This is a genomic window from Undibacterium sp. FW305-107, from assembly GCF_058788535.1.
This window is the reverse complement of record NZ_JBYTAV010000011.1, coordinates 148510-175493: the sequence shown is the minus strand read 5'-3', so window position 1 is coordinate 175493 and position 26984 is coordinate 148510. Positions and strand designations below refer to the sequence as shown.

Below are 26984 nucleotides of genomic sequence, written 5' to 3'. Positions count from 1 at the left end.
AATGAAGCTCAATCTCAAGAAGTACACCAACTTCACTTCCCTGCCTAAAGTCCTGCTCACTCATAAAAAGAAATGCGCAGCAATCATCATCGTCGCACTGACCTTCATCATCGCCGACCTCTGTTTCCCTCTGCCCAAACCCGGCCGCGATTCCCCTTATGCCATGGTAGTCCTGGCCCGCGATGGCACGCCTTTACGCGCCTTCCCTGACAAAGACCACATCTGGCGTCACGCCATCAGCCTGCAGGAAGTCTCGCCCTATTATGTCGATGCACTGACGCAGTATGAAGACCGCGCATTCTGGTGGCATCCAGGTGTCAACCCGTTGGCGCTGATGCGGGCGGCATGGCAATGGCTGCATAATGGCAAGATCGTGTCCGGCGGTTCCACCATCACCATGCAGGTGGCGCGCATTATTGACCCCACCCCGCATACCGTACGTGGCAAGCTCAAACAGATTGCCCGTGCACTGCAACTGGAAGCGCATTATTCGAAAAAAGAAATCCTGACGCTCTACCTCAACTATGCCCCCATGGGTGGTGTGCTTGAAGGTGTAGAGGCAGCCAGCCGCGCCTACCTCGGCAAGCCTGCCAGCCGCCTGACGCATGCAGAGGCAGCGCTGCTGACGGTGCTGCCACAATTACCATCCGTCTTGCGGCCAGACCGTTATCCACAGCGTGCCCAGGTGGCGCGTGACAAGGTGATACGGCGCATGGAGGGCAACTGGAGCAAGGACATCATTGCCGATGCCTTGACCGAACCTGTTACGGCGCAAGTCGTGCGTGAGCCCCTGCTGGCCCCTTTGCTGGCGCTGCGCATGAAGCAGCAAGCGAAGCGTACAAAAAGCCAGCAAACCGTGATCCAGACTACGGTTGATACTGCCATCCAGCAGACGGTAGAAACCCTGCTGGCTGACCGCATACGGCAACTGCCACCGCATGTATCGATGGCCGCCATGGTGATGGATAATGTCACGTTTGAAGTACTGGGCTATGCCGGTTCGGCAGACTTCAGTGACCGTGATCGTTTCAGCGACGTTGATATGGTGCGGGCTGCGCGTTCGCCGGGTTCAGCACTGAAACCCTTCCTGTATGCGTTTGCGCTCGATGAAGGCCTGATCCATTCAGAGTCTTTATTGTCAGATACACCGCAATCATTTTCGGGCTACCAGCCGGGCAATTTCCAGCAAAATTTCCATGGCCCGGTCAGCGTGTCTGAGGCGCTGGTGAAATCCCTGAATGTGCCTGCGGTTGAAGTGCTGGAACAACTGGGTTCATCCAATTTTGTCTCCATGCTCAGGCGTGGTGGCTTGAAGCTCGAGTTCCCGCGTGGTGCCACACCCAACCTGAGTGTGATACTTGGTGGTGCAGGCGCCAAGCTCGAAGACATGGTCGGTGCCTATTCCTCCCTCGCACGCAAGGGCATGGCCGCCGTGCCACGCATGACACCCGCCGCACCACGCAAGGAACAAAGGATGATGAGTGAAGGTGCAGCCTTCATCGTGCGCGACATACTGGAAACCGGCGGGCCAGTGGCACGTGCTGTCGAAGGCAATGGCAGCTACCGCGGCATCGCCTGGAAGACCGGTACCAGCTTTGGCTTTCGTGATGCCTGGGCAGTCGGCGTCAGCAACCGTTATACCATAGGCGTCTGGGTAGGGCGGCCAGATGGCACACCCAATCCTGGCTTCTTTGGCGCGAACGTCGCCGCGCCCTTGCTGGTGGATATCTTCACCGCCATACCCGACGGCCGCAGCCTCAGCCCGGCTGCGCCCCCCTCCACTGTCAGCCAGGAAAAAATCTGCTGGCCGCTGGGGACACGCGCCAGCGAGCAACCAGAAAAACTCTGCCCGCTGCAACGCACGGCATGGGTCTTGAATGGCGCAGCACCACCGAGTTTTGCCGACCGCCTGAAAACCGCTTCACCAATATTCACTTACTTTGTCGATAGCCAGAGCGGCTTGCGAGTGGCCCCCGAATGCAGCAAGCGCCCCATGGATAAATTGCAGGCCGCACGCTGGCCCTCAGCCCTGGAACCCTGGCTGGATGCGGGCCTGCGCAAAGTCGCCCTGCCACCCGCCTGGGCAGCAGAATGTGCTGCGATCTACAATGCTGACGAAAGCATCAAGATAGTCGGCCTTAGCGATGGCGAAATCCTGCACAGGGCCAGCGGCAAGGAAGTACCCAAAGCCAGGCTGGAAATCCGCGGCTCGCAGGCAGAAGTCAGCTGGATGGTAAATGGCCATCTGGTAGCCAATAAACTAGCCAACCAGTCGCAGATCATCGAATTCCCTGAAGCCGGGCGCTATGACATTACGGCCTTTGATGCTTATGGAAGATACGATAGGGTCAGTATCAGCGTAACAAAGTAAAGCTATGTAAAGAAGCGACTATCTTCACTTTTTCTTCATAATTTTTGCTTAAGATCTATCCTGTCATCAACACCCTTGAAAGGAAACAGGATGAAAAAATTACTAAACCTGGCCCGTGCCAGTATCTTCATGGCGGCATTAGGTGCCAGCCTGTTCGCCCATGCTCAACCTCCCGGCGGTGACCAGAAAAAACCGCCTGAAGCTGGCAAAGACGACAGGCCGCCCCGTGAACCGCCACCGCAAGCTTATGAAGATTGCAAAGGCAAGAAAGAGGGCGCGGTAGTGCAAATCACCACGCCACGCGAAGGCAAGATTTCTGCGACTTGCACAAACTCACCCAAGGGTTTGTTTGCCAAACCAGAGCGGCCACCACGTCCACCTGAAGGCAAGGACAATAATCCACCGCCAAAGAAATAAATTGTCACAATAAGTTTTTTCTTTGCAAAGAAAATTTCCATGCACACGAGATTGCCAGAGTAGAATTTCTACTTCTGACAATCCTGCGTGCGATGGAATCAATATGAGTGAAGAAAAATTAGTCCCCGTTTTTATGCCTTCGCTGGTCGCTATGCTGGTCAATCTGGAAGACAAGAAAGGCAGCCCCTTAAGCTATGAAGAAGTCATAGACATCCGCGACAATGCCAGCGTCATGATGATGGCAAAATCCCATGCCGACGCACTCAGCGAATCACGCGGCTATGATGATATCGATCCAGAAAATTGCTGGTATGACTGGCAAATGTGCAGGAGAGAGATGGGCCGCAAGCCTGATCTCGATCCCGGCGCAAAAATCACCATGAGCAACTCAAATGACGCGAGCATGCAGCAAGCTTTTGCAGATGCCCAACAATCATTGCCACATTTCAGAAAACTTATCCACAGCAATACTGAGGAAGAATTCTTCCCTCTGATCAAGACCAAATTTGTGCTTGCCTCAAGCAATATGTTTGTGTGGCTGAGAGTAGTCGAAAGCAGCGATACCGGTTTCACAGGCGAGCTATTTGAAGTTCCCGCAGAGCTACGTGATCATGAAATCGGCGACACTTTCAATGTCGAAGATGCGGCAATCATAGACTGGATGATTAATCACAATGGTGTCATGCATGGCGGCTATACCATCAGGACGCACAGGGCAACGCTGGACGCAGAAGAACAAGCGAAGCTGGACAGGCATTTGGGTGTTAGTCATTATCTGTGAAAAAATAACTCACTGCACGAACAAGACTGGGAAAACCGTTTCGTTATCCACTATTGAGCACACGTAGGTGCGATTAATGAAACGTAATCGCGTACATGTCTAGTCTAAAAATACCACTAATCTTCTTAAAATCATGCGTGGGAATACGCAGGCTATTCGCACCTACGTGAGCCAGCCTGTGGATAACGCAAATAGTAATTGTCAAACTCGGCCACTTCACGCAAAACAAAGCCATGGCGAAGGTAAAAACGGTTGGCCTCGCTGTCACGCAAGGCACCAACGCGGATGATCTTTCCCTGTGCGTCGGCTTCTGCCAGCACTAGCTCGATAACTGCGCTGCCCAGACCTCGTTGCTGGAAATCTGGATGCAGATAAAAGTGGTCCAGCAGAAGATCGTTGTCTTGCGGACGCAGAACAAAAAAACCTGACAGCAATCCATCTTGCTTGATGATCCTGGTGTACTCAGCCGCGAAATTTAGCAGGAGCCGTTGCCGCGCCCTTTCTGCATCAAAGCGCCCGACGCGTTCAAGACTGGGGCGCATGGCGAGGACGCGTATTTCGGCCAGATGCGCAGCATCATCAGGCGTGGCAGGTTCAAGCTCTATTTTCATATCAGGCTCACATTAATTGACATCACGAACAACTCTGCGCGAACAGTTTCGCCATGTGGATAAACGCATTCTTACCCACTTTTGGCACATCCCATTTACCATCCACAGGTACGCGGCGCTGGTGGGCAATCACCATATCCAGTCTGGGGATAAGCAGCAAATATTGCCCATGCAAACCCCAGGCCACGTAGGCGCCTTGCAGTGGCGAATCTACGGGTTCTTCGAGTACCCACCACATATAGCCATAAGCGACATGGCGTGCTGCTGTGCTAGCCGGGTGCATGTCGGATGAGGGGGTAAAAACACTGGTCGTTAAACGCATCCAGTCTGCTGGTATCAACTGCCTGCCATTCCAGTTGCCTTCATGCAGTGCCAGCAGGCCTATGCGTGCCATGTCCCTGGTGGATAAAAGGAAATGATAGGGCAGGTGTATGGATTTGCTGCTGTCGCCAAATTTCTTTTGCGCGCTGAGTTTGTAGTCCTGTAATTGCAGGCTTTGTGCAATGTCTTCGTCAAAGAGTTGGTAGATGCTTTTGTGGGTGGCGTTTTCCAGTATGGTGCCTGCGACATTGAAGTCCCAGTTGTTATACAAAAAATAGCTGCCCGGCGTTTGTGAGGCGCGTGCCGGTGCATTTGCCAGGTCGTCGCCACTGTTGGCTGCAGCATGGAAAACACCTGAACGTGCCGTCAGCAAATCGCGCACTCTGGCCTGTTTTTCTGTGGATGAGAGGCCACCAACATCATCGATATTTGCGGCCTCCAGGGTCTGGTCGAGATTGATCGTTCCGTTGGCGACGTATTTGCCATACAACATGGACAGGATGCTTTTGCGCTGTGACTCTATGATGCCCGGCACATCGGTACGGCCATAGCTATACATAACACGGCCACCTCTGATCGCCAATAGAGCCGTAGTGGCCTGCTTTTGCGCGTAGCTATCCAGCTCGGCCTGTCCCTTTTTGCATTCGGCACTAGTCGTGGCAACGCTGTCCCATTCCGTGCCAGGGAAAACTGTGGCGGCATTGCCCGTCAGTGCAAAACTCGTCAGCAGCAAGGTCAGTAATTTGATTTTGTATGTAGCCATGGATACCCTTTCGCATCAGCATAGTCTACCTGACCTGAATACAATGACTTGGTTCCCCGATTCTTCTATTGCGGATATTCCATGAAGGTGCTGACCAGCGCCCTGGTAGCCAACCCGTAAGCCTTGCCTATCTCCTGCAAGGCCCTGTCCATGGCCTTGGCCGGGGCGATTTCAGTCAGCCAGTTGTGTTCTTTTTTCAAGCTGTCCATGGCAGATACATCAGCCACTGCATCCGGCAGCAATTGCAAACCATAACGCGTATTCACAGCCTGCATGCTACTGGCATAGGTTTTCACTTGCGAGCGGTAGGTGCGCGACCAGGCATCGGCATACAGGGCAAGGGCGATGTCATTGACGCCATCGCTGAGTGGCAGGGCAATTTCTTCATGCGACCAGAAGCGCAGCCAGTTGCTGGCGATGGTGATGATATTGGCAGCGCTCAGGCGAAATTGCTGGCTATCGTGTGTGGATAAGTACTCTTTTATCCCCAGCTCATTCGCCAGAGTAGTGGCGCGCTCATGACCTGCAATTGCTGCCACCATAGCCAGCGATACAGGCAAAGATGCTGTCACTCCAGTGGTGGTAATGATCTTGCCATCGGCCAGGTAGCGCTGGTTGCGCACCCAGGTCGTGCCGGGAAATTGTTTTTGCAAACTATCCATGGAATACCAGAAACCGACGGCACGGCGCTTGTCCAGCAAACCTGCATGCGCCAGAACCCAGACGCCGTCGCAGATACCGACGATCACTGCCCCCCTGGCAGCCTGCGCCTTGACCCAGTTTTGCAGGACTGCAGCCTGCACATTGTGCACAGCGGGAACGATGACGTAATCAGCACCCTGTGGATAAGTCTGGTCAAATTCAGCCATGCTTGCCTGTGCCTGCATTTTCAGTGCCGGATACAGATTCACCACGCCACTAGCGGTTGCGACAGAAAATACCTGCGCAGCACCTGAGGCCTTGAGCATCGCATAAGGCACGACAAAATCAGTCAGCTCTGTCATTTCATTATCGGCGACTACGGCAACGACAGGCTTGTCGCGGCCAAAACGCGGCTGGTAGGCTGGTAAAGGCGAGGGCAGCGTATCAGCACTAACCAGGGAAAAGCTGAAGCTCAAGAACAAGTACATCAAGATTTTTGTTTTCATCAGTGCACCGGGGATTTATCCACAGGCACACTATAATCATCAACATCTTGGCCGAAGTGCCAATCTTGTCGCAAATTCTGCCATGGACAACAATACCCGCAGCATAGTTTTCATCACTCTGAATGGCGTGCAAAGCCTGGACCTGAGTGGCCCCATGGAAGTATTTGCTGTCGCCAATCAGCACAGACCGCCAGGCATGCCGACCTATCGCCTGATCGTCGCCAGCCCACAGGGCGGCAATATCACCACTAACGCCGGGCTGGAAATACATGGGGTATGCGCACTCAGGGATTTGCCCGCAGAGATTGATACCATCATCGTCACCGGTGGCAGTGAAGCTGCGATGCGCGAAGCTGCGGCGGAGAATATCCTGTTGCCCTGGCTGCAAGCACGTAGTAAAAACACCCGCCGCATCGCCAGCGTCTGCACAGGCGCACTGGTACTGGCCGCTGCTGGCTTGTTGAATGGCCGCCGCGCCACCACACATTGGAACACCTGCGCCTTGCTGCAAAAGCTATTCCCTGAGGTGAAGCTGGATGCTGACGCCATCTTCACCGCCGATGGCCCCATCTATACCTCAGCAGGCGTCACCGCAGGCATAGACCTGTGCCTGTCCCTGCTGGAAGCCGACGGCGACCCGGCTCTGAGCCTGGCAGTAGCGCGTGAACTGGTACTGTACATGCGCCGCGCCGGTGGACAATCGCAATACAGTCACAGCCTGCAAACCCAGATCTCATCACAAACCCAGGCCAGCCCGCGCCTGCAGCAATTGCTCAGCGAAATCCTCGCCAATCCCACCGGCGACCTGCGCACCCCGGCACTGGCAGCCCGCGTGCACATGAGCGAACGTACATTCGCGCGCATCTTCCAGCAAGAAACTGGAACCACTCCGGCCCGCTTTGTAGAAAGCGCCCGTCTGGAGTTTGCCAAGAATTTGTTGGTCACTACCAGTTGGCCACTAGCAAGAATTGCAGACCGGTCTGGCTATAACAGCCTGGATACATTACATCGCAGTTTCATGAAACATCTGGGGATTACGCCGGGGTTTTTCAGGGAGAGGTTTGGGGGTTTGGATTGAGAGGTCAGACAATGAATGCATGACCAAGCAGCACTACAAACAAAATCCCGCAACGGTCGCATTGACGTTGCTGTTGGGTTTTGCTTTGGGGTTGCAGTTGCTTTTGATTTTCCGCAGTTCCCATGTGTAGGCGCCGTTTGTGCGGTACAGAAAATGGATTAAGAAGAGCCGCTGTCTGAGCGAAGCGAGTTTCGGATCTTCCCATTTTTTGTACTGCACAAACGGGAACCCCTTTAGGGGCGACTACGCCTGGGTCGCCTTTCTTTGAATACGTTCTTTGGCGACGCAAAGAAAGTATTTCGGCCGCCGGGCCGAGACCCGGCTTGTGTCCACGGAGGGTAACCGCTTTAATAACGACTGAAGTAGACAACGAACGCCACTAGGCTCCAGCCTGCGCTGGAGCGACGGATTTGAGATTGCACTTCGTCTTATTATTACTGCTGATCGAAAGAACCCCATTCTCATCCCAGCCTTCCCCACCGCGCCACTTGCAAGCGGCTTAGATATGCATGGCACAAAGCTGCGCTTTGCGAATTCCCACGCATCTCCTTGAAGGAGAAGGAACAAAAACCAGCATGGCGAAAGCTTGCTGTCAGCGATAGATAAAAGCATAAAAACTCAAAGCACTAGGGAACACAAATTCAAATCGACATATCCCGCAACATCCTCGAAGCCTCCCGGTTCGCCAGCAACACACTCCCATCGCGCATATGCAAACGCAATTGCGATTGCTCATCCGCTTTCATGGATTCGACAAAATCCAGGTTCACCAGTAGCGAACGGTGTATGCGTATGAAGCGTGCCGGGTCCAGCCGGGTTTCCAGTTCGGTGATGCCCAGCCGGACCAAATGGGTCCTGTCACCGACGATGATGGCGGTGTATTTGGCATCAGCTTTCAGGTAGGCGATGTCATTCACATTGACCGGGAAGATGTGGCCACGGTCACGCACCAGGATGCGTTCCAGCCGGCTGGTTTCACGGCCTGCTGCCAGGTTCAGCGCGTGTTCCATGGCTTGCATGGATGGTGGCGCATCCAGCAAACGGTCTACGGCTGCATCAAAGCGCTCACGTGTAAAAGGCTTGAGCAGGTAATCAACTGCATGCAGTTCAAAGGCGGTCACGGCATACTGGTCATACGCGGTAGTGAAGACGATTTCGGGTAAATGGCTGAGGCGGCGCAAGACTTCGAGGCCGGTCATCTCGGGCATCTGTATATCCATGAAGACCACGTCTGGTTTCAGCAAATTGATTTGCGTGAGGGCAGTGACGCCATCAGCAGCTTCGCCAATGAGACTGAGTTCTGGCCTGTCGCTGACAGCGTCGCGCAAGACTTCGCGGGCCAGTGGTTCATCTTCTGCGATAAAGGCGGTTTTTATTTTAGTCATGATGTAGTCCAGCCAAGCGTCACAACGAGGAGATAGGTATCGTCAGGCATATTTCAAAACCCTGTCCGGGTGCAGTATTGATGGTGAAACTGGCACGCCCGCCATATTCAAGGTGCAGGCGGCGTTCTACGGTTTTCACGCCTATACCGCTGGAAGCGTGAACATCTGCCAGCTCAGCTCCGGGGCCATCATCCCTGATGGTGATTTCCAGTTCGCCATGCAGGGCCTTGAGCCTGGTCTTGATCAGCAAGTTACCAGGCTGGGCGCGCGGGTTGAAGGCATGTTTGATACTATTTTCCACCAGAGGTTGCACGCTCAAGGCAGGTAGCCCGAAGCCACCTGCCATTTCATCGAGCTGCCAGTTGACGTTTAACCTGTGTCCCAGGCGCAAGGCTTCCAAGTTCAGATAATCACGCACGAAATTCAGTTCTTCTTCAAGGGCGACATGGGTAGTACCGTTTTTTTCGCTATCAAGCACATAGCGCAGCATGTCGGAAAAACGGAATAATGCAGCCTCAGCTGCCTTGCCATCCTTGCGCATGAGGGCAATGATGGAATGCAGGGTGTTGAACAGGAAGTGGGGATTGAGTTTATTGCGCAAGCTGGCCAGTTCAGCCACCACCAGCAAACCCTGGGCCTGGCTTGCAGCCAGTGCCTGCAAACGGCGCGCGTCGCTGGAGCGCACGGAATGAAAAATACTGGCGACCACGCCATACATCATCAGGCTGTACAGGAAAGGCCAGATATAGGCACTCAGGGGGCGGACTTCTTCGATTGCCTTGACATGCACTATCATTTGCATGAAACCACTGACCAGGTAATGCCAGAAAAACCCGAATCCAACGGACAAGAGGATATGGATGAATACGATACTGAGAGGCCGCAAACCCTTGCGTTCTATCAGGCCGGTCAGGGGCCAGATAAAGGCCAGGGTCACTGCCGCTGGCAAAGTATTGATCTCTGAATACATCGCCAGTTGCAGATCAAACTGCCCTTTGGACAGACCATCTATCTGTATCGCAAGAGCGATCAGTATGGAATATGCTATCCATGCCAGGGTATAAAAAAGCCACATGCGGCGCATTACCTATCCTTTCCACAAATCTGAGCCATGCATGCAGTATCCGGCAATTCTTGCCGGACAGCTATGGAGATGACACCAAATGAGGAATTAGGGAACTTAATTGCAAAGCTTGCGCCACTGATTAATCCTTTTCAATGTCTTTCAGTCCTTCTCAATCCTTCTCACGCGCCCAGTATTCCAGCGTTGCCGCCTTGTCATAGCCTTCACCAGCCAGCACCACACTGATACGGTTGCTATCAGGATAGACAATCACATCATGGGGATTACGCTCACCTATGACCAGGTAACGGCATACCGCATCGGTATGATTGAACAGACTGTGACCAACCTTTTGCCCGGCCGGGAATACCATGTAATCACCCGCTTTCATGACATAAGTCTGCTCACCCATGCGCAGGGTCAGACTGCCGTCCAGCATCATCAATTGCTCTTCTTCCAGATAATGATAATGGTTGGGGCAGGCGAGTTTGCCGGGTGACAGTTCTTCCAGACTCACGCCTACGTGCTGGCAACCACCATATTGACCTAGCTGGCGATAACGTGAACCAAAACTCTGTCCGTGGGAATATTCATCCCAGGGTACATCCTCCACCGCAAACGGACGGGTTACGCCGTCTTCAGTGAGTGCGATAGCTTTTCTTCTCTCTGTCATACCGGTTTCCTTTGAAATCAATCAGGTGAGGTGGCTCCTGCTTTGTCCGCTTCGACCTTGCCCATTTCCAGCAAGACTTCATGGGCAGAGCGATAGGCGTCAATGGCCAGTGGCATGCCGCAATACACGCTGGCATGTAATAGTACTTCTTGTATTTCTTTCATGCTTGCGCCGTTATTGACCGCACCGCGTACATGTCCTTTGATCTCGTGCGCGCGCCCCAGGGCAGTCAGCATAGAGAGCGTAATCAGGCTGCGGGTTTTTAAATCCAGGCCATCACGGCACCAGACCGTGCCCCAGGCATTGCGGGTGACAAATTCCTGCAGCGGTGCGGTAAAGGCATCGGTATTGCTGAATGCCTTTTCGACAAAGGCGTCACCCATGACTTGTTTGCGTATCTGCAGACCATCTTGAAACTGTTGATCTGTTTGCGAATCTGTTTGCTTATGCATTGCTTTGTGCGCTCCATATGATTTTCTGTAAGGGCATGCTAGCCAGAACAGCGGAAGGGGTCAAAACGGCAATGCAATTTGTTGTTTTTAGGTAGCAATGCCGTTTTCAAAGGAAAATATGTTAATTTGGAAACTTGTTTGAGGACAGACTTGTTTTAAGGACATACTCCCGTTACAGTTCATTACAGAAAACCCGGTATCTTTACCTAAGCCAAGATTTATTTGCGCAGTACAAGGCTTATGATGGATGTTAGCGCAAGCTGCTTATGAAGCGTCGGCAACAACTTATCCTGCAAGACAGGCAAGGCAGCACCATGAAATTTCTGAATCTTAAAACAGCAATGACGGCAGCGGTATCCGTAGCTTTCGCCTTGGGCTTGGGCATGCCGGCAATGGCGCTGGAAACCGGCAAACCAGCCCCTGAATTTACTGTACAGGGTGGCAAGGGCAATATACAACTGAGTGATTATCGCGGCAAAGTCGTCTATCTGGATTTTTGGGCTTCATGGTGCGGACCTTGCAAGCAATCCTTTCCGTGGATGAATGCGCTGCAAAGCAAATACGGTGCACAGGGTTTCCAGGTGGTAGCTATCAATCTGGATACCAAACAGGAAGATGCACTGGATTTTTTGAAATCCAGTCCTGGCAATTTTCATATAGCCTATGACCCTAAGGGTCTCATGCCACGCCAGTATGAAATCAAGGGCATGCCCAGCAGTATCCTGATAGACAGGGATGGCAAGATACTGTCGCAGCATGCGGGCTTTAATGAAGCCAGCAAGGCAAAAATTGAGCAGGCCATCGTGGCAAGTCTGGGGAGTAAATGATGATGCAATTCATACATTACAAACATTGGCAAAAACTGGTATTGCTGGGCCTGGTGCTGTCCTGTACCGCTTGCGGCAATATGCAGCTGGTACAAGCCGTACAGCCCTGGGAAAAAGGCAAGCTGGCGAAGAAGGAAATGACCTTTGACAATGACAAGCTGGAAAGCAAATTCGCCGAGCATACTTATTCCAGCAAGGAATCTGCCTTTGGCGGCACTGGTGTTGGTGGCGGCGGCTGCGGTTGTAATTGAAGAATAAAATTGAAGAACAAGCGTGGATAAGGCTCAGGAAAAAAAAGCATGAAACCAGTCACTTCCAAAACCCCTGACAATCTGGCCACCACTTTGCTGGCAGCCGCACTGGCCCTGCCCATGATGCAGGCTGCCCATGCTGAATCAGCACCGGACAAAGGCCTTATCAGCCTGAAATTGCTTGACTACAAGGATAGCCAACCCGGTGAAGACCGCGTCAAGGTACAGGCCAGTGCCCTCAAGATCATGGCACCGCTGTCGGATGAATGGTCGGTTGGTGCGACTTATGTAACCGATAGTATTTCTGGTGCCTCACCAGCCTTCCATAGTTATGGCCTGGTCAAGCTCAGGGATTTTCGCCGGGCACTGGATGCGGAAGTTACCCGCTATTTCCCGCATCACACGCTGACCCTGGGTGCCACAGCATCCAGCGAAGCCGATTATATTTCGCGTGGCATGTCGCTACAGGGCAGCCAGTTCAGCGAAGATAAAAATACCACCTGGACAGCTGGCCTGGGTTTTGCCAATGATACCGTCAGCGCCTCCACCGGCAAGGTCAGGGGTGAAAACAAGCAGGTGACCGATGCCTTGCTGGGACTGACCCAGGTCATGAGCATGAATGATATTCTGCAGATCAATCTTGGCCTGGCCCATGCCAAGGGTTATCTGTCCGACCCCTACAAGGCTTTCGACAAACGCCCGGATGAACGCAACAGCTATACGCTATTAGCCCGCTGGAACCATCACTTTGATGCCACAGGCGGCAGTGCACGACTCAGTTACCGCTATTTTGGCGATAGCTGGAAAATCAGGTCGCATACCTTCAACCTGGAATATACCCAGCCTTTTGGCCAGGGCTGGAGCGTCACGCCCATACTGCGTTTCTATAGCCAGAGTGCGGCCAGTTTTTATGTCGACGCACAGCCAGACATGTATCCGTTTGCACCTAACCCACCGGATGGGGCGCAGAATTATTCAGAAGACCAGCGGGTCTCGGCCTATGGCGCACGCACTGTGGGTATCAAGCTGGCCAAACAGATTAATGAAGACTGGCAGGTCGATGTGAAATTTGAGCAATACCAGCAACGAGCTTCATACCGTTTGTTTGGCAGTGGCAGCACTGGCCTATTGCCGTTTGATGCCAAGACCATACAAGTTGGACTGGCACGTCAATTTTAGTTTTCGAGTTTAGTGATTGAGTTCAGGTTTTTATGCAGATTTATCGTATTCCTTTCCAGGCCATGGCCAGTAGCTGTGAAGTCGTTATCGCCGATACCGATGAACAGCAGATGTTTGCCAAGGCACAGGAAGCGATTGCGGAAGTGAGAAGGATAGAAGTCAAGTATTCGCGCTATCGGCCAGACAGCATAGTCTCGCGCATCAATAGCCAGGCAGGTGGTGATGCCGTGGCCTGTGATGAAGAAACCGTGGCCTTGTTTGATTATGCCCAGGCACTGCACCAGGCCAGCGATGGCTTGTTCGACATCACGGCCGGTATCTTGCGCCAGGCCTGGGATTTCAAGAGCCAGCGGGTACCGGCAGCAGATGAATTGCAGGCTTTGTGCCAACGCATAGGCTGGACAAAAGTCGAACGGGCAGGTGACAGGCTGAGATTGCCGCTGGCGGGCATGGAGGTCGATTTTGGCGGTTTTGGCAAGGAGTATGCGGCAGACCGGGCGGCGGCAGTATTAGAGGCTGCAGGTGTAACGCATGGCTATGTCAACCTGGGAGGTGATATACGGGTACTAGGCCCCAAGCCGGACGGGCAGCCCTGGGTCATGGGCATACAAGACCCGCGCCAGCAGGACAAGATCGCTGCCAGCATCCCTTTAATGACAGGGGCGCTGGCGACCAGTGGCGATTACGAAAGGTATTTTGAAACGGACGGACAACGCTACTGCCATATCCTGAATCCGCAAACCGGCATGCCGGTCAGGTACTGGCGCAGTATCAGCGTGCTGGCACCCTTGACGGCACTGGCAGGCAGTTGTACCACCATAGGCATGTTGAAAGAAGCAGATGCACTGGCGTATTTGCAGAAAACCGGATTACGCTTTCTGGCAATAGATCAGCAGGGCAAAGTACATACTCAGGCTGCTGCCTGAATAATGAATTGAAGGAGTATTTATCATGGCAACAGTAGTTGGTGACGACGGCAATAATACCTGGACCGTCATTAATCCCTCGACGTTTACACTCGATGGAAAAGGTGGCATAGATACACTGAATCTCGGTACTTCCTTGCGTTCCGAATATACGATCACGCTGGCTGCGGATGGCTCCATTCATGTCGATACGCTGTCCGGTGCCAGTGGCGAATTGCATGCCACACTGCTCAACATGGAGAGGCTGGTTTTTAACAATGGCAAGGATGTGCTTGACCTGCTGAGTTTTTTTGGTGATACCACGCCACCTTCGGTGATCAGCTTCAGTCCGGCCACACTGGCTAATAGCGTGGCGACCAATAGCGATATCGTGCTGACTTTCAGTGAAACCGTCACTGCTGGCAGTGGCACGATCAGCCTCATGAATGCGGATGGCAGCGTTGTCGCCAACTACAATATCGCCCAGAGCAGCAATGTCAGCATCAACGGCAATACCGTCACCATCAACCCGACCAATGACTTGAATAACAACAGCACCTACAAGCTGAACATACCTTCAGGTGCTATCAAGGACATAGCCGGCAATAACTTCATTGGCACCAGCAGTTACTCCTTCACCACGGTGGCAAAAACCGTCCCAGGCGGCATTGTAGGCACGGCAGCCAATGACAATCTGAACGGCACTGCTGGCAATGACAGTTTCAATGGCCTGGCCGGGAATGACGTCATCAATGGTGGTGCTGGTCTGGATACAGCGATTTATGCTGGCAAACGTGCTGACTTTACGATTACCGCCTCTGGAGCAAGCTTCACTGTGCAGGACAAGACCGGGGCAGAGGGTACGGATACCGAGAATCAGGTAGAACGTCTTCAATTTTCCGACATGTCGGTGGCGCTCGACATCAATAGCACAGCTGGTGTCGCCTACCGCATTTATCAGGCAGCCTTTAACCGCACGCCAGATCTGCCTGGTCTGGGTTACTGGATAGGGCAGATGGACAAGGGATCAACACTGAACCAGGTTGCTGCCAGCTTTGTCATTTCAAATGAGTTCAAGCAATTGTATGGTGCAAATATCTCTGACAATGCCTTTCTGACAGCCTTGTACAGCAATGTCTTGCACCGTACACCAGACCAGGCAGGTTTTGATTACTGGAATGGGCAGGTCAGCAAGGGCATGACGCGCGCAGACATACTCGCCAGTTTTAGTGAAAGCACAGAGAACCAGGTGCAGGTGATAGCCAAGATACAGAACGGTATAGACTTTATCCCGTTTGGTTAAAGACGTTCATGCTGATGCTGCGGGCTTGCAGCATCAGCATGTGAATAAGTCCTGATTTATCAACAGCGACTGAGATCAAGCTCAGTCCATTAGCGCGTGTAAACAGCCTTGATATCCTCAGCAAAATGCGCCAGTAAATTATTGCGCTTAAGCTTCAGGGTAGGGGTGATCAACGTGTTTTCCACAGTCCATGCTTCCAGCGTCAAAATCGCGGCACGCGGTTGGGCATAGTAGGGGAAGTTTTTCGTCAGCGCCTTGATACGCTGCACGACCGCTTTCTGTGCCTGTGGTGACTTGAGGCTGGCGGCATCATCAGGGTTCAGGCCCAGCGAGCTGGACAATTCCTGCCAGTAAGCACGGCTAAGAACAACCGCACAGGCGATAAACGGTGAATTCTCGCCAAAAGCATAAGCCTGCTCAAACACCACGTCATTCATGATCGCCAGTTCCAGATCAACCGGAGCGATTTTTTCACCTGTCGAAGTGACGATGATTTCTTTCACACGTCCCAGGATACGCACGCGGCCATCGACAATGGAAGCCTGGTCGCCAGTGCGCAGCCAGCCATCGATAAAAGTTTTGGCGGTATCTTCTTCCCGCTTCCAGTAACCGCGCATGACATTCGGGCCACGCACCTGCAATTCTGCATTCTCGCCTATGCGTACTTCGACACCTTCAACAGCGCGGCCCACGGTGGCAGGGTCATTATCATCCGGCGCATTAAAGGAAACCACAGGCGCAGTCTCAGTCATGCCATAGCCCTGTACGATAGGTATGCCCAAGCCCAAAAAACATTGCGAAATTGTTTGCGACAGCGCCGCCCCACCACTGACTGCCACCCGTAAGCGACCACCAAACTGGTTCTTGAGTTTGCTGGCAATCAGAGGTTCAAGTACCAGCCAGCGCAAGCCATCCAGCAAGGCCGTCATGCCATCCCCCTTGAGCAAACCCTGTTCACGGCTGAAGCGGCGCCAGCCAGTGGCAATCGCCAGATTGAATAAATTCGCCTGGAGTTTTGATGCAGAGAGTTTGGTCTGGATCACGCCATACACACGCTCATAAATACGCGGCACGGAAATCAGGATTGTTGGCCGCACTTCCAGCAAGTCTTGCGGCAATTGCTTGACCGAACGCGAGAAAGCAACACAGGCACCCGCAGCCACTGGCAGGTAATAACCGGCAGTACGCTCAAAGGTATGCGACAAGGGCAGGAAAGATAAAAATACATCAGTGATGACAGGCGACACCCTGTGGACAACTGCCTTTACATTTGACACCACATTGGTATGCGTCAGCATGACACCCTTGGGTTTACCAGTCGTACCCGAGGTGTAGACCAGGGCCGCCAAATCATCGGCGACTGGCCCTTTTACTGTAGCCTGCAAATGCACTGCGCTGGCCAGCCATTCATCGATTTGCACGACAGGGGCGCTGGCTGGCAAGGCCGCAGCCTCCAGCGTTTTTTCAAGAACAACAACCTGGCGCAAAGCGGGCAATTCCAGACCTGCATTGGCGATATCTTTCCATTGCCGGTCGCTTGCGGCGATTAAAAATGCAGCATCGCTGTCACTGAGGATATAAGCAATACTGGCCGGGTTATCCAGCGCATGCATGGGCACCGGCACAAAGCCACAGGCCTGCACCGCCTGGTCCATGCAGACAGCATGCAAGCCATTCGGCAGCAAGATGGCAACACGCGAACCATGCTCGAGCGCCAGTGGCGACAGGGCCTTGATAAAGCCCTGCATGCGTTCTTGCGTCTGTTGCCATGAATAAGATATCCACTGATCTGTCAGCTCATCAAATTGCCGGTAGGCTTCTGCATCAGGGGTTTGTGCGACCCGCCAGGCAAATAATTCTGCCAGGGTTTGCACTGTGGATAAGTCTGGGGATATGGTTGTTTGCGCAGAGGTAGACATGAAATACTGAAGAAATTGAGCGATCAAGCGGCAAGCTTCCCCCGGACCCGGTGAAAGCTTTTAATTTTTCGATATCTAAACGAATATGCGACGAAAATGCCTGCTAAAAGCATCATTATGCAACAATTTCTACAAAGGCTTATTGCCTGAGCTCAAAACAACCAGGCAAATATAGTGTAAGCCTTGCCCCGGAACACCCCGCGCATGTCCCTCGCTTGCGCTTGCACTTTTACAGTCCGCTAGACCAACAGTTTGATAAATAGCAGAAAACTCGCTATCACTGCCCAAAACAACACAGTCATCACCAGTTCGCGTGATATCTGCAAATCAATTTTACGCTGACCCTTTGCATGCACTTCCATTTCGTTCACGCTGGCAAAAGCAGCACAGCCACAAGCCTGGCATCGCGATACGGATTTGCTGTTTTCTGCTGCGCAGGCATGGCAAACCCAGTCGTAGAGCATTTTATTCATCTTGATAGTAAAAACCTTTTCCCTCTGACGGGTTTCTTGTATTTTCTGTAGATGGTGGGCGCAAGGAAGATACTGACAGGCCCCAGCACCACGATCTGCACGATCAGCGTAAGCGCCAGTGAATGACTGATTATCATCAGGCAAGCGAACAAGCCTGTTTCCACCATAAGGCAGATAGCCAGGGTTTTCCAGAGCGGGGGTAAATTTTGCCAGAACGATTTCATGGTTGAATAAGCGGTCAGGGGACAAACCGTGTACAAAGTACTTGGCTGATTATCAGTATAATCGAGTTCTTGTCCGCCCATCCCATACAGGAGTTCCCCCAATGTTAGGCACACAAGACCTCGTCCAGTTCATCATCGCCGGTATCTTACTCAATATCGCCCCCGGCCCCGATTCCATCCTGATCATGACGCGTAGCGCGACGCAGGGCTGGCGTGCGGGTTCGGCAGCAGCGCTGGGCATAGGTGCGGGTACACTGGTGCATATCATGGCAGCGGCGCTGGGTTTGTCGGCTTTGCTGGCGACTTCCGCTACGGCTTTCACTGTTGTCAAACTGGCGGGTGCGGCTTATCTTTTGTATATAGGTGTGTCCATGCTGCTAAGCAGGGCAAAATCTGCTGAACAAAAGCAAGCAGACACAGAGGGCAGAACCAGCCTGCCTGCACTCAGCCACCGCAAGATTTTCATGCAAGGCTTTTTGACGAATATATTGAATCCGAAAGTAGCGATTTTCTTTTTGGCTTTTGTACCGCAATTTATTGCGGCTGATGCCAGCAACAAGCCGCTGGCCTTGATCGTCCTGGGTTGTATCTTCAATTTCAATGGCATGTTGTGGTGCCATTTCCTCGCTATCTCGACGGCATTTGCCAGACAGCGCATGCGTGTCAATCAGGCTGTCACACTGTGGCTGAACCGCTTCATCGGGCTGATGTTTGTTTCTTTCGGTATCAAGCTGGCGCTGTCGGGCAAGCATTGATGAGAAATCAGAAAAAGAGGAATCAGAAGCGCAAATGAAAACATGCCGCATCTTTAAGAAATGCGGCATGTATGCCAGGCTCAACAGAGTCTGAAGAAATACCTGAACAAGCTGCTTGCTTAATACTACCGATATTACTTAATTGGCAGGCAGCTGGTATTTTTAACTTCTTCCATCACTGCATAGGTATGCGTTTCGCGCACACCGTTCAATTGCAGCAGGGATTTGCCAAGGAAGTCGCGGTAGGCATTCATGTCCTTGACACGCGCCTTGACGAGATAGTCAAAACCACCCGCCACCATATGACATTCGAGCACTTCAGGGATGGCTTGTACGCCACGCCGGAAAGCGTCGAACACGTCTGGTGTCGTGCGGTCGAGCACAACTTCAATGAAAACCAGCAAAGCCACATCTAAAAGATGGGGATTGAGCTGGGCTGTGTATCCTAGTATGTAGCCGGACTCTTGCAGCTTGCGCACGCGTTCCAGGCAGGCGGCAGGGGAGAGGTTAACCCTTGTTGCCAGTTCTACATTACTGATACGGCCATCGTTTTGCAATTCGGCCAGAATTCTTTTACTGATTTTGTCGAGCATAAGAAGTCAAAAATCGTCAGTGTGGTGATTAATAATATTCGGCATAATTTTCTCACAAAAAAGAAAATTTCGATATATGTTCTGATTTCCAGAATTAATCATCGAAGAGCATCTATACAATGAAATCATATTTGTTTTGATTATTTTTATATGATTGCGATCACCGTGCCAACTAATAACTCGCCTTTTTCTGCCCTGCAAGCAGAGCTGCTCTCCCCTGCCAGCCCTCTCAGAACTGCAATTACAGAAGCATACCGCCGATCAGAGCCTGATGCTGTGCAATGGCTGCTTGGCAATGTAAATGCCCACGAGGATCAGCAAAAGAGTGTTGCAGAACTGGCACACCGCCTGGTCAGCAATGTACGTCAGCAACGCACTCGCGCTTCTGGTGTTGATGCCCTGATGCATGAATTTTCATTATCGTCAGAAGAAGGTGTCGCCCTGATGTGCCTGGCCGAGGCGCTGTTACGTATCCCCGATCATCAAACCGCTGACCGTCTGATCGCCGACAAGATTAGCAAGGGTGACTGGCGCAAACACCTGGGTGAATCCCCTTCTTTGTTTGTGAATGCTGCCACCTGGGGCTTGCTGGTGACTGGCAAGCTGGTCAGCACGAATAGCGAACAAAGCCTGGGTTCTGCCCTGACACGTTTGATCGCCAAGGGCGGTGAGCCTTTGATACGCAAAGGCGTGGATATGGCCATGCGCATGCTGGGTAACCAGTTCGTCACTGGCCAAACCATAGAAGAGGCCCTGAAAAATAGCCAGGACAATGAAAAACGTGGCTACCGCTATTCTTATGACATGCTGGGTGAAGCCGCGCTGACTGCCAAGGATGCAGCCTTCTATTACAAAGCCTATGAAACGGCCATTCATGCGATAGGCAAGGCCTCGAATGGCCGCGGTATCAAGAATGGCCCTGGCATTTCAGTCAAACTGTCTGCCCTGCACCCGCGCTATTCACGCGCCCAGCGTGAACGCACGATGAATGAATTGCTGCCCCTGCTGAAAAAATTGCTGGTGTTGGCGAAGCAATACAACATCGGTCTGAACATTGATGCAGAAGAAACCGACAGACTGGAATTATCGCTGGACCTGATGGAAGCACTGGCCTTTGATGCCGATCTCAAAGGTTTTGAAGGTATAGGTTTTGTCGTGCAAGGCTATCAAAAACGTTGCCCGTTCGTGATCGATTACCTGGTTGACCTGGCGCGCCGCAGCGGCAGCAAGTTCATGATACGCCTGGTCAAGGGTGCTTACTGGGACGCAGAAATCAAGCGTTCTCAGGTTGATGGCATGAGTGGCTTCCCGGTCTACACCCGCAAGGTCTACACCGATTTGTCTTATCTGACTTGCGCACAAAAACTGCTGGCCGCGACTGATGTGATTTATCCACAGTTTGCCACGCATAATGCGCTGACCCTGTCCACCATTTATACCTGGGCACAAAAAGCCGGTATCACTGATTATGAATTCCAGTGCCTGCATGGCATGGGTGAGACCTTGTATGACCAGGTGGTAGGCAAAGACAAACTGGACAAGCCTTGCCGCATCTACGCCCCGGTAGGCTCACACCAAACCTTGCTGGCTTACCTGGTACGCCGTCTGCTGGAAAATGGTGCGAACTCATCCTTCGTCAACCAGATCGTTGATGAAAGCGTGTCGATAGAATCCATGCTGGCCGACCCAATAGCCGTCTCGCGTGAACTCGGTGGTGCGCCGCATACCTCCATCGCCTTGCCCAAGGATTTGTTTGGCAAGGAAAGAAAGAACTCTGCTGGCCTGGATTTTTCGAATGAGCTGGAGCTGCAAAAAATCAGCGCCCACTTTGCCGAGAGTAGCCAGCAAAGTTTGATAGCTGCACCTATCCTGCATGGCCAGATATCTGCTACCCAGGCGCGCCCTGTGAATAACCCGGCCAATCAGCTGGATGTCGTCGGCGAAGTAATCGAAGCCGATGCCCAGGATGTGCAAACTGCCCTGCATGCGGCAGAACAGTATGCGATGGACTGGCAAACCACAGCGCCGGTAGAACGTGCTGCAGCCCTGAAAAAAGCTGCTGATTTGCTGGAAGCACAAACGCTGGATTTCATGGCGCTGGCAATACGTGAAGCTGGTAAATCACTGCCGAATGCTTTGGCAGAAATGCGCGAAGCCGTTGATTTTTTACGCTATTACGCTGCCCAGGTTGAGAGCCAGGCAAATACCCAGGCGCTAGGCCCTGTCGTCTGTATCAGTCCATGGAATTTCCCGCTGGCCATCTTCATTGGTGAAGTCAGTGCCGCACTGGCCGCTGGAAATGTGGTGCTGGCAAAGCCAGCAGAACAAACCCCGTTGATCGCCTATCGTGCCATACAACTGATGCATGAAGCAGGCGTGCCACGTGGTGCCCTGCAATTCTTGCCAGGCACGGGTGAAGTCGTTGGTGCCCAGCTGGTGGCGGATCACCGCGTCAAAGGGGTGATTTTCACAGGCTCTACCGAAGTCGCACAAATCATCAACCGCACGCTGGCGAAACGCGCTGTGGCTGAGGGCATCGATATCCCGCTGATCGCCGAGACTGGTGGCCAAAACGCCATGATCGTCGATAGCAGTGCCTTGCCTGAACAAGTCGTCAATGATGTATTGTCGTCTGCTTTTGACAGTGCCGGCCAGCGTTGCTCTGCCCTGCGCGTACTGTGCCTGCAAGAAGATATCGCCGACAAGACCATAGAAATGCTGCACGGTGCCATGCAAGAATTGCGCATAGGCCAGCCAGACCGCCTGGCTATTGATATAGGCCCCGTCATCGATGCAGAAGCGCAAAACAATCTGATGAGCCATATCAATGGCATGCGTGGCAAGGCCAAATCTTTCTATACGCTGGACCTGTCAGCCACTTGCCGCGCCGGTACTTTTGTTGCGCCGACTGTCATGGAAATCGCCAGTCTGGCCGACCTGAAAAAAGAAGTGTTTGGCCCGGTACTGCACATCTTGCGTTACAAGCGCAATGACTTGCCGGCATTGATAGATCAGATCAATGGCACCGGTTTTGGTCTGACGCTGGGCATCCATACCCGTATTGATGAAACTATCGATTTCATCATCTCCCGCGCTCACGTTGGCAATATCTATGTGAACCGCAATATCGTTGGCGCCGTGGTGGGTGTGCAACCATTTGGCGGCGAAGGCAAATCCGGTACCGGCCCCAAAGCAGGCGGCCCGCTGTACCTGAAACGCCTGCAACGCACGCCTGTGACCGGCCTGGGTGGACATACCGTATATGAACGCCAGTCACCACCAGCACTGGAAGCCTTGCTGGTCTGGGCGCAAAAACAAGGTCATCAAAAAATCGCCGAACTGGGTGAGCACTATGCCCATAACAGCCCCTACAAAGTGACCCAGGTCTTACCTGGCCCGACAGGTGAACGCAATACCCTGTCATTTGCACCTCGTGGCCGTATTTTTTGCGCGGCAACGACAGTCAATTGCATCATCAACCAACTGGCCGCAACACTGGCGACTGGCAACCTGCCTGTGTTGCCTGCACAAACCATGTCTATCTTGCCAGCAGGTTTGCCAATCGAAGTCAGCAAACTCATCATCACTGCAGAAGCAGAGCAATGCGGTGCCCAACTGGCTCTGGTCGAAGGCGGTTTGCTGTCGCATTACAAGCTCTTGTTTGCAGGCCTGGATGACGCTATCGTCTCCGTTGTCGAAACTCATGACCATGCAGAAATTCCTCTGTGGCGTTTAATGGCAGAACGGGCACTTTGTGTGAATACCACGGCTGCCGGCGGCAATGCGAGTTTGATGACACTGGCGACCTGATCGTTTTCCGTATTGTCGCTGCAAAAAAAGCTCCTGAATGCAGGAGCTTTTTTCATGGCGGGAATATATAGTGCATATCATCTCAGAGTACTGTCTTGAATCTCACTTCATAATCCCATGAGCAAACCTCAAACCCCTCCTATCTCTTCAAGAAAGCGACCCCAGCAAAGCCGTTCGGCTGATCTGGTGGCGACCATACTGGAAGCTGCCCTTCAGGTTTTACAAAGAGAGGGCGCGCAAAAATTTACCACGGCGCGGGTAGCAGAAAGAGCGGGGGTCAGCGTGGGTTCTGTATATCAATATTTCCCGAACAAAGCAGCCATCCTGTTCCGCCTGCAAAGTGATGAATGGCGACAGACTGGCGGGATGTTGCGCAATATCCTTCAGGATGTTCAACAGGCACCACTGGAGCGCTTGCGCACTCTCGTGCATGCCTTCTTGCGCTCAGAATGTGAAGAGGCACAGATGCGCAATGCCCTCACCGATATCGCCCCGCAGTATAACGATGACCCTGAAGCACAGGAAGCATGGCAATACTGGGACCAGACCATACGGGTATTCATAGAAGAGTTGCTTCCAGTCGCAGCAGCAGCGACGCGGTCCATCGTTGAAGAACTGATTTCGACCACACTCAGCAGTGCTGGTGAGCATGTGTCGGCAAATGGCTATCCTGCCGACAGAGTAGATGGCTATGCGAATGCCATGGCAGATATGTTCTGTGTTTATCTGAACAGTATCAAAAGCAAGGAAGAGATTGATCAGGCTTATTGAAAGCCTGATCAATCTCCCGTGGATGGTGCGCACGGCGCACCTGCAAAAATTTCAGTACCTTACGCACTTGCAGATGCTTTACCCAGCAAACGCACAGCCACTAGCAAAGACAAAGCCACTGCCACGCTGGCAGCAAGAAAAACAGCATCGACGCCCCAGTACCCGGCGATAAAACCAGCCAGCGGGCTGACTATGCCCAATGACATATCAAGAAAAGCGACATAGGCACCCATGGCAACACTGCGGCTTTGTGGTGGTGCACGGCGCGCAGCTTCAACACCAAAACCGGGGAAGGCCAGTGAATAGCCAAAGCCTGTCAAAGCAACACCTATATAGGCCATGCTGACAGTATCAGCCCGCCAGATCAGCATGAGCCCGGCGGCTTCTATCACAACATTGACAAGTGCGACCCTGGCGCCACCGAGCTTGTCAGGCAAGTGGCCAAATAAAATCCTGGCACCGATGAAAGCCACACCAAAGAATGTGAATGCAAGCGAGGAGTTGCCCCAGTTTTTTGCCGCAAACAACAAGGCAGAAAAAGCCGTTATCACACCAAAGCCAATGCTGGCGAGAGCCAGTCCCAGGCCGGGTATTACGACAGTGCCCAGTATCTTGTAAAAAGGCATACGGACAGTTGCTGTCGGTGGGACGGCAGCAATGCCCAGCGCCATCAGCAATGCGGCGACGGGCATGCAAATTGTCGCTATGCCTATACCAGCAAATCCCAGATGAGAATTGATGACGACACCTGCTGGTGCACCGAAGGCAAATGCACCGTAGATGGCGATACCTACCCAGGCCATGACCTTGCCTGCATTTTGCGGCCCGACCAGCCCTATGCCCCAGCCCAGTGCTCCGGTGACCATCAGGCTTTCGCCTATGGCCAGCAAGACACGGCCAGACAATAGTATCCACACCGATACTGCAGGTGTAGTGACAAAGGGGAGCGATGCCAGATACACCAGACCTGAGCTGGCAATAATCAGGGAACCAGTGAGTACTGCACGCTTGGTACCACGCATATCGGCAAAATTGCCAGCCCATGCTCGTGACAGCAGGGCAACAGCAAACTGTGTACCGATGACCAGGCCGACCACCAGTGTACTCATGCCCAGGCTGTCATGCAGGTACAGCGGTAATACGGGTAGCTGCATGCCCATGGTCAGAAAGCCGATAAAAACCGCCAGTGTGAGTGGCAGCAGTTTCAGAAAAACACTACCGCCAGCCGCTGCGGGTGCAGCAGACAAGGGCTGCGAAGATTGAGAAGATAAAGACATAAAAAACTCCAGGCATAATCATGTGATTGATGCTGGATATGATAAAAGTCTTCATCCCTATCGAATAGTCGCGTAATGCCGGTAGCATGAAACCGCGTTGCAAGCCAGGCAGGGCGTGGCTTTGCGCATTTCCGGGATTTTTATTTTTTTCTTGTGAACGCGAAGTATTCGCGTTTTAAACTGCTGCGCAGACAGTTTTTGTCTTAACTTGAAAATTAGATCTTTTTGGCATATTCATCATCTGCTGATAAATATGACTGCATAAAATCGCGCATAAAAAAACCTATAGACAATAATGAGTTGTGGATAAGTTCGGCTATATCTTGTCGCTGAAATTGATTACTTTATTTTCTCTTGCTTAAATTTACCGCTTCTATCGCATCACATAAAGAATCTGCATGACCAGCTTTCTTGAATTTCTTAGCAACAAGCGCACAGTTTGTTTTGATTGATGCTGAACCCAGTAGTTGTGACAGACTGCGCTCTAATTTACGTGTCGTCAGGCGCGACATGCGCATGAAATCGCCAACATCCAAATTTTTTACGCGCGCAGCATTATCAAATTGGTCAAAAGCCTGTGGCAACAACAGTTGCGGTATGCCTGCTCTTAAAGCTTCTGCGGTTGTGCCTATACCACCGTGGTGAACCAGGGCTGACGCAAGTGGCAAAATACTGCGCAGGGGTAAATAGCTTTGCCAAAGTATGTTCTCCGGCAAGTTTGCCACGATCTGTTCACGGTGAGAACTCAGGAAAATCGCCCGCAAACCCAGTTTTTGCACTGCTTGCAGCGCACATTGAAAATAATGGCTGGCCTGTATATTCCCTGAACCCGGGGTGAAAATCACTGGCGCATCGCCTGCTGCGAGAAATTCTTGCAACTCTGTGGATAAGTCTTTATCAGGACTGCTGTCGTACAGCTGAAATTCCCCCATAACAATAGGATTTGGCCAGTCTGGCTGTGCTAGAGCAAACCATGCGGGGAAAAAACTGATGCTCAGGTCTGGCACAGCATACATATATGGTGGCAGGCTCTTGATTGGTGGCAAGTTCCTGACTAGTCTGGCTTGATTGATGATGGGGACAGCAAGCGGGTCAACAAAATTCTTGTCTGCATAAGTCCACAGCCATTCACGCATCCATACGGGCAGCCAGCGCGGTATGAATAAATCACCCATGACCAATGGATCATGCACAGTCCTTAAATTGGAGGGTGCCAGGTAAGCCCCGATGACTGGAATATCAGGGCGAAAACTACGCGTCAGATCTGCTATAGGCAATCCCAATGGGTGAGTAATAAATACACAATCCTGATTAGCAGGCAAAGAAGCGAAGTAATCAGGTATTTCTGTAAATAAGCGTTTGCATGACTCAAGTACGATACCCAGACCTTTGCGTACATTCCATATATCGGGATCACGCATAGCGGCATCATATTCAGCCTGGGTACCCAAAATCTTGTAGGCAATACCAGCCATTTCTGCATGAATGGCATGAACTGGGGCCAGCAGCATCGTGGACATATGTCCACGCCTCTGCATTTCGACTGCCAGGCTCAGGAAAGGAAATATATCCCCGAGCGTGCCTACACCAAGGAAAATGAAGTGCCTGGATTTAGTCATTGTTTTTATTTGCCT

General features: G+C 52.2%; 24 protein-coding genes. 12 read left to right on the top strand and 12 right to left on the bottom strand.

All coding sequences use genetic code 11. The annotated features are described in order from the left end of the window. Position 1: 1 nt before the first annotated feature. From pbpC to AC3WQT_RS23510, 3 genes are all read left to right on the top strand, one after another. Positions 2 to 2371: a penicillin-binding protein 1C gene (pbpC, locus tag AC3WQT_RS23520; protein WP_492707617.1), complete on the top strand. Its 2370-nt coding sequence runs from the start codon at positions 2 to 4 to the stop codon at positions 2369 to 2371. 90 nt (positions 2372 to 2461) lie between these two features. Further along, positions 2462 to 2788: a hypothetical protein gene (locus tag AC3WQT_RS23515; RefSeq protein ID WP_492707615.1), complete on the top strand. Its 327-nt coding sequence runs from the start codon at positions 2462 to 2464 to the stop codon at positions 2786 to 2788. 103 nt (positions 2789 to 2891) lie between these two features. Further along, positions 2892 to 3569 carry a DUF2314 domain-containing protein gene (locus AC3WQT_RS23510; RefSeq protein WP_492707614.1) on the top strand — a complete coding sequence of 226 codons (678 nt, stop codon included), beginning with the start codon at positions 2892 to 2894 and terminating at the stop codon, positions 3567 to 3569. Between the two features lie 152 nt (positions 3570 to 3721). Here the strand turns inward: AC3WQT_RS23510 and AC3WQT_RS23505 are convergent, their stop codons facing one another. From AC3WQT_RS23505 to AC3WQT_RS23495, 3 genes are all read right to left on the bottom strand, one after another. Further along, the gene (locus tag AC3WQT_RS23505) at positions 3722 to 4180 is read right to left on the bottom strand and encodes a GNAT family N-acetyltransferase (protein ID WP_492707613.1); all 459 of its coding nucleotides are present in this window, start codon (positions 4178 to 4180) and stop codon (positions 3722 to 3724) included. Positions 4181 to 4202: 22 nt separating this feature from the next. Further along, a complete protein-coding gene (locus tag AC3WQT_RS23500; protein WP_492707611.1) occupies positions 4203 to 5264 on the bottom strand; it encodes a serine hydrolase domain-containing protein in 1062 nt (353 codons plus the stop codon). A gap of 65 nt (positions 5265 to 5329) precedes the next feature. Continuing rightward, positions 5330 to 6412, bottom strand: a complete 1083-nt coding sequence (locus AC3WQT_RS23495) for a DJ-1/PfpI family protein (RefSeq protein ID WP_492707610.1) — start codon at positions 6410 to 6412, stop codon at positions 5330 to 5332. 82 nt (positions 6413 to 6494) lie between these two features. Between AC3WQT_RS23495 and AC3WQT_RS23490 the strand changes: the two genes are divergently transcribed. Next, complete coding sequence (locus AC3WQT_RS23490) at positions 6495 to 7490, top strand: GlxA family transcriptional regulator (protein ID WP_492707609.1); 996 nt, start codon at positions 6495 to 6497, stop codon at positions 7488 to 7490. Between the two features lie 641 nt (positions 7491 to 8131). Here AC3WQT_RS23490 and AC3WQT_RS23485 read toward each other — a convergent pair. The 4 genes from AC3WQT_RS23485 to AC3WQT_RS23470 form a co-directional block, all read right to left on the bottom strand. Beyond that, positions 8132 to 8875 carry a LytR/AlgR family response regulator transcription factor gene (locus AC3WQT_RS23485; protein ID WP_492707608.1) on the bottom strand — a complete coding sequence of 248 codons (744 nt, stop codon included), beginning with the start codon at positions 8873 to 8875 and terminating at the stop codon, positions 8132 to 8134. Between the two features lie 19 nt (positions 8876 to 8894). Continuing rightward, positions 8895 to 9950, bottom strand: coding sequence for a sensor histidine kinase (locus AC3WQT_RS23480; RefSeq protein WP_492707606.1), 1056 nt, complete (start codon positions 9948 to 9950; stop codon positions 8895 to 8897). A gap of 160 nt (positions 9951 to 10110) precedes the next feature. Then, entirely contained in the window at positions 10111 to 10611 is a 501-nt protein-coding gene (locus AC3WQT_RS23475) for a cupin domain-containing protein (RefSeq protein WP_492707604.1), read from the bottom strand. A gap of 17 nt (positions 10612 to 10628) precedes the next feature. Next, complete coding sequence (locus AC3WQT_RS23470; RefSeq protein ID WP_492707603.1) at positions 10629 to 11063, bottom strand: carboxymuconolactone decarboxylase family protein; 435 nt, start codon at positions 11061 to 11063, stop codon at positions 10629 to 10631. 266 nt (positions 11064 to 11329) lie between these two features. Between AC3WQT_RS23470 and AC3WQT_RS23465 the strand changes: the two genes are divergently transcribed. From AC3WQT_RS23465 to AC3WQT_RS23445, 5 genes are read left to right on the top strand one after another with little or no spacing between them, the layout of a single operon-like run. Beyond that, entirely contained in the window at positions 11330 to 11890 is a 561-nt protein-coding gene (locus AC3WQT_RS23465) for a TlpA family protein disulfide reductase (protein WP_492707602.1), read from the top strand. Continuing rightward, complete coding sequence (locus AC3WQT_RS23460; protein WP_492707600.1) at positions 11887 to 12141, top strand: DUF4266 domain-containing protein; 255 nt, start codon at positions 11887 to 11889, stop codon at positions 12139 to 12141. The genes AC3WQT_RS23465 and AC3WQT_RS23460 overlap by 4 nt, the downstream gene beginning before the upstream one ends. Positions 12142 to 12189: 48 nt before the next feature. After that, positions 12190 to 13320 (top strand): DUF3570 domain-containing protein, encoded by a 1131-nt coding sequence (locus tag AC3WQT_RS23455; protein WP_492707598.1) that lies wholly within the window; start codon positions 12190 to 12192, stop codon positions 13318 to 13320. Positions 13321 to 13352: 32 nt separating this feature from the next. Continuing rightward, entirely contained in the window at positions 13353 to 14246 is an 894-nt protein-coding gene (locus AC3WQT_RS23450; protein WP_492707596.1) for an FAD:protein FMN transferase, read from the top strand. Positions 14247 to 14271: 25 nt separating this feature from the next. Next, positions 14272 to 15528 carry a DUF4214 domain-containing protein gene (locus AC3WQT_RS23445; RefSeq protein ID WP_492707594.1) on the top strand — a complete coding sequence of 419 codons (1257 nt, stop codon included), beginning with the start codon at positions 14272 to 14274 and terminating at the stop codon, positions 15526 to 15528. A gap of 89 nt (positions 15529 to 15617) precedes the next feature. Here the strand turns inward: AC3WQT_RS23445 and AC3WQT_RS23440 are convergent, their stop codons facing one another. Together AC3WQT_RS23440 and AC3WQT_RS23435 are read right to left on the bottom strand one after the other, a co-directional pair. Further along, positions 15618 to 17447, bottom strand: a complete 1830-nt coding sequence (locus tag AC3WQT_RS23440; RefSeq protein ID WP_492707592.1) for an AMP-dependent synthetase/ligase — start codon at positions 17445 to 17447, stop codon at positions 15618 to 15620. Positions 17448 to 17916: 469 nt separating this feature from the next. Continuing rightward, positions 17917 to 18225 (bottom strand): hypothetical protein, encoded by a 309-nt coding sequence (locus tag AC3WQT_RS23435; RefSeq protein ID WP_492707590.1) that lies wholly within the window; start codon positions 18223 to 18225, stop codon positions 17917 to 17919. A 20-nt stretch (positions 18226 to 18245) separates the two neighbouring features. Between AC3WQT_RS23435 and AC3WQT_RS23430 the strand changes: the two genes are divergently transcribed. Then, on the top strand, positions 18246 to 18899 hold the full coding sequence (locus AC3WQT_RS23430; RefSeq protein ID WP_492707588.1) for a LysE family translocator: 654 nt from the start codon (positions 18246 to 18248) through the stop codon (positions 18897 to 18899). Positions 18900 to 19033: 134 nt separating this feature from the next. Here the strand turns inward: AC3WQT_RS23430 and AC3WQT_RS23425 are convergent, their stop codons facing one another. Next, a complete protein-coding gene (locus AC3WQT_RS23425) occupies positions 19034 to 19492 on the bottom strand; it encodes an Lrp/AsnC ligand binding domain-containing protein (RefSeq protein ID WP_110254407.1) in 459 nt (152 codons plus the stop codon). Between the two features lie 150 nt (positions 19493 to 19642). Between AC3WQT_RS23425 and putA the strand changes: the two genes are divergently transcribed. Continuing rightward, positions 19643 to 23302, top strand: coding sequence for a trifunctional transcriptional regulator/proline dehydrogenase/L-glutamate gamma-semialdehyde dehydrogenase (gene putA, locus AC3WQT_RS23420; RefSeq protein WP_492707586.1), 3660 nt, complete (start codon positions 19643 to 19645; stop codon positions 23300 to 23302). Positions 23303 to 23419: 117 nt separating this feature from the next. After that, a complete protein-coding gene (locus AC3WQT_RS23415) occupies positions 23420 to 24073 on the top strand; it encodes a TetR/AcrR family transcriptional regulator (protein WP_492707584.1) in 654 nt (217 codons plus the stop codon). A 59-nt stretch (positions 24074 to 24132) separates the two neighbouring features. On the opposite strand, the gene AC3WQT_RS23410 is transcribed toward AC3WQT_RS23415, so the two are convergent. Both AC3WQT_RS23410 and AC3WQT_RS23405 read right to left on the bottom strand, forming a co-directional pair. Further along, positions 24133 to 25350 carry an arabinose transporter gene (locus tag AC3WQT_RS23410; RefSeq protein WP_492707583.1) on the bottom strand — a complete coding sequence of 406 codons (1218 nt, stop codon included), beginning with the start codon at positions 25348 to 25350 and terminating at the stop codon, positions 24133 to 24135. Positions 25351 to 25694: 344 nt separating this feature from the next. Then, on the bottom strand, positions 25695 to 26969 hold the full coding sequence (locus tag AC3WQT_RS23405) for a nucleotide disphospho-sugar-binding domain-containing protein (RefSeq protein WP_492707581.1): 1275 nt from the start codon (positions 26967 to 26969) through the stop codon (positions 25695 to 25697). Positions 26970 to 26984: the final 15 nt, after the last annotated feature.

Bases quoted from the DNA above. Each gene is read 5' to 3' on its own strand.
- pbpC (WP_492707617.1), top strand. From the start codon at position 2: ATGAAGCTCAATCTCAAGAAGTACACCAACTTCACTTCCCTGCCTAAA.
- AC3WQT_RS23515 (WP_492707615.1), top strand. From the start codon at position 2,462: ATGAAAAAATTACTAAACCTGGCCCGTGCCAGTATCTTCATGGCGGCA.
- AC3WQT_RS23510 (WP_492707614.1), top strand. From the start codon at position 2,892: ATGAGTGAAGAAAAATTAGTCCCCGTTTTTATGCCTTCGCTGGTCGCT.
- AC3WQT_RS23505 (WP_492707613.1), bottom strand. From the start codon at position 4,180: ATGAAAATAGAGCTTGAACCTGCCACGCCTGATGATGCTGCGCATCTG.
- AC3WQT_RS23500 (WP_492707611.1), bottom strand. From the start codon at position 5,264: ATGGCTACATACAAAATCAAATTACTGACCTTGCTGCTGACGAGTTTT.
- AC3WQT_RS23495 (WP_492707610.1), bottom strand. From the start codon at position 6,412: ATGAAAACAAAAATCTTGATGTACTTGTTCTTGAGCTTCAGCTTTTCC.
- AC3WQT_RS23490 (WP_492707609.1), top strand. From the start codon at position 6,495: ATGGACAACAATACCCGCAGCATAGTTTTCATCACTCTGAATGGCGTG.
- AC3WQT_RS23485 (WP_492707608.1), bottom strand. From the start codon at position 8,875: ATGACTAAAATAAAAACCGCCTTTATCGCAGAAGATGAACCACTGGCC.
- AC3WQT_RS23480 (WP_492707606.1), bottom strand. From the start codon at position 9,950: ATGTGGCTTTTTTATACCCTGGCATGGATAGCATATTCCATACTGATC.
- AC3WQT_RS23475 (WP_492707604.1), bottom strand. From the start codon at position 10,611: ATGACAGAGAGAAGAAAAGCTATCGCACTCACTGAAGACGGCGTAACC.
- AC3WQT_RS23470 (WP_492707603.1), bottom strand. From the start codon at position 11,063: ATGCATAAGCAAACAGATTCGCAAACAGATCAACAGTTTCAAGATGGT.
- AC3WQT_RS23465 (WP_492707602.1), top strand. From the start codon at position 11,330: ATGAAGCGTCGGCAACAACTTATCCTGCAAGACAGGCAAGGCAGCACC.
- AC3WQT_RS23460 (WP_492707600.1), top strand. From the start codon at position 11,887: ATGATGATGCAATTCATACATTACAAACATTGGCAAAAACTGGTATTG.
- AC3WQT_RS23455 (WP_492707598.1), top strand. From the start codon at position 12,190: ATGAAACCAGTCACTTCCAAAACCCCTGACAATCTGGCCACCACTTTG.
- AC3WQT_RS23450 (WP_492707596.1), top strand. From the start codon at position 13,353: ATGCAGATTTATCGTATTCCTTTCCAGGCCATGGCCAGTAGCTGTGAA.
- AC3WQT_RS23445 (WP_492707594.1), top strand. From the start codon at position 14,272: ATGGCAACAGTAGTTGGTGACGACGGCAATAATACCTGGACCGTCATT.
- AC3WQT_RS23440 (WP_492707592.1), bottom strand. From the start codon at position 17,447: ATGTCTACCTCTGCGCAAACAACCATATCCCCAGACTTATCCACAGTG.
- AC3WQT_RS23435 (WP_492707590.1), bottom strand. From the start codon at position 18,225: ATGGGCGGACAAGAACTCGATTATACTGATAATCAGCCAAGTACTTTG.
- AC3WQT_RS23430 (WP_492707588.1), top strand. From the start codon at position 18,246: ATGTTAGGCACACAAGACCTCGTCCAGTTCATCATCGCCGGTATCTTA.
- AC3WQT_RS23425 (WP_110254407.1), bottom strand. From the start codon at position 19,492: ATGCTCGACAAAATCAGTAAAAGAATTCTGGCCGAATTGCAAAACGAT.
- putA (WP_492707586.1), top strand. From the start codon at position 19,643: ATGATTGCGATCACCGTGCCAACTAATAACTCGCCTTTTTCTGCCCTG.
- AC3WQT_RS23415 (WP_492707584.1), top strand. From the start codon at position 23,420: ATGAGCAAACCTCAAACCCCTCCTATCTCTTCAAGAAAGCGACCCCAG.
- AC3WQT_RS23410 (WP_492707583.1), bottom strand. From the start codon at position 25,350: ATGTCTTTATCTTCTCAATCTTCGCAGCCCTTGTCTGCTGCACCCGCA.
- AC3WQT_RS23405 (WP_492707581.1), bottom strand. From the start codon at position 26,969: ATGACTAAATCCAGGCACTTCATTTTCCTTGGTGTAGGCACGCTCGGG.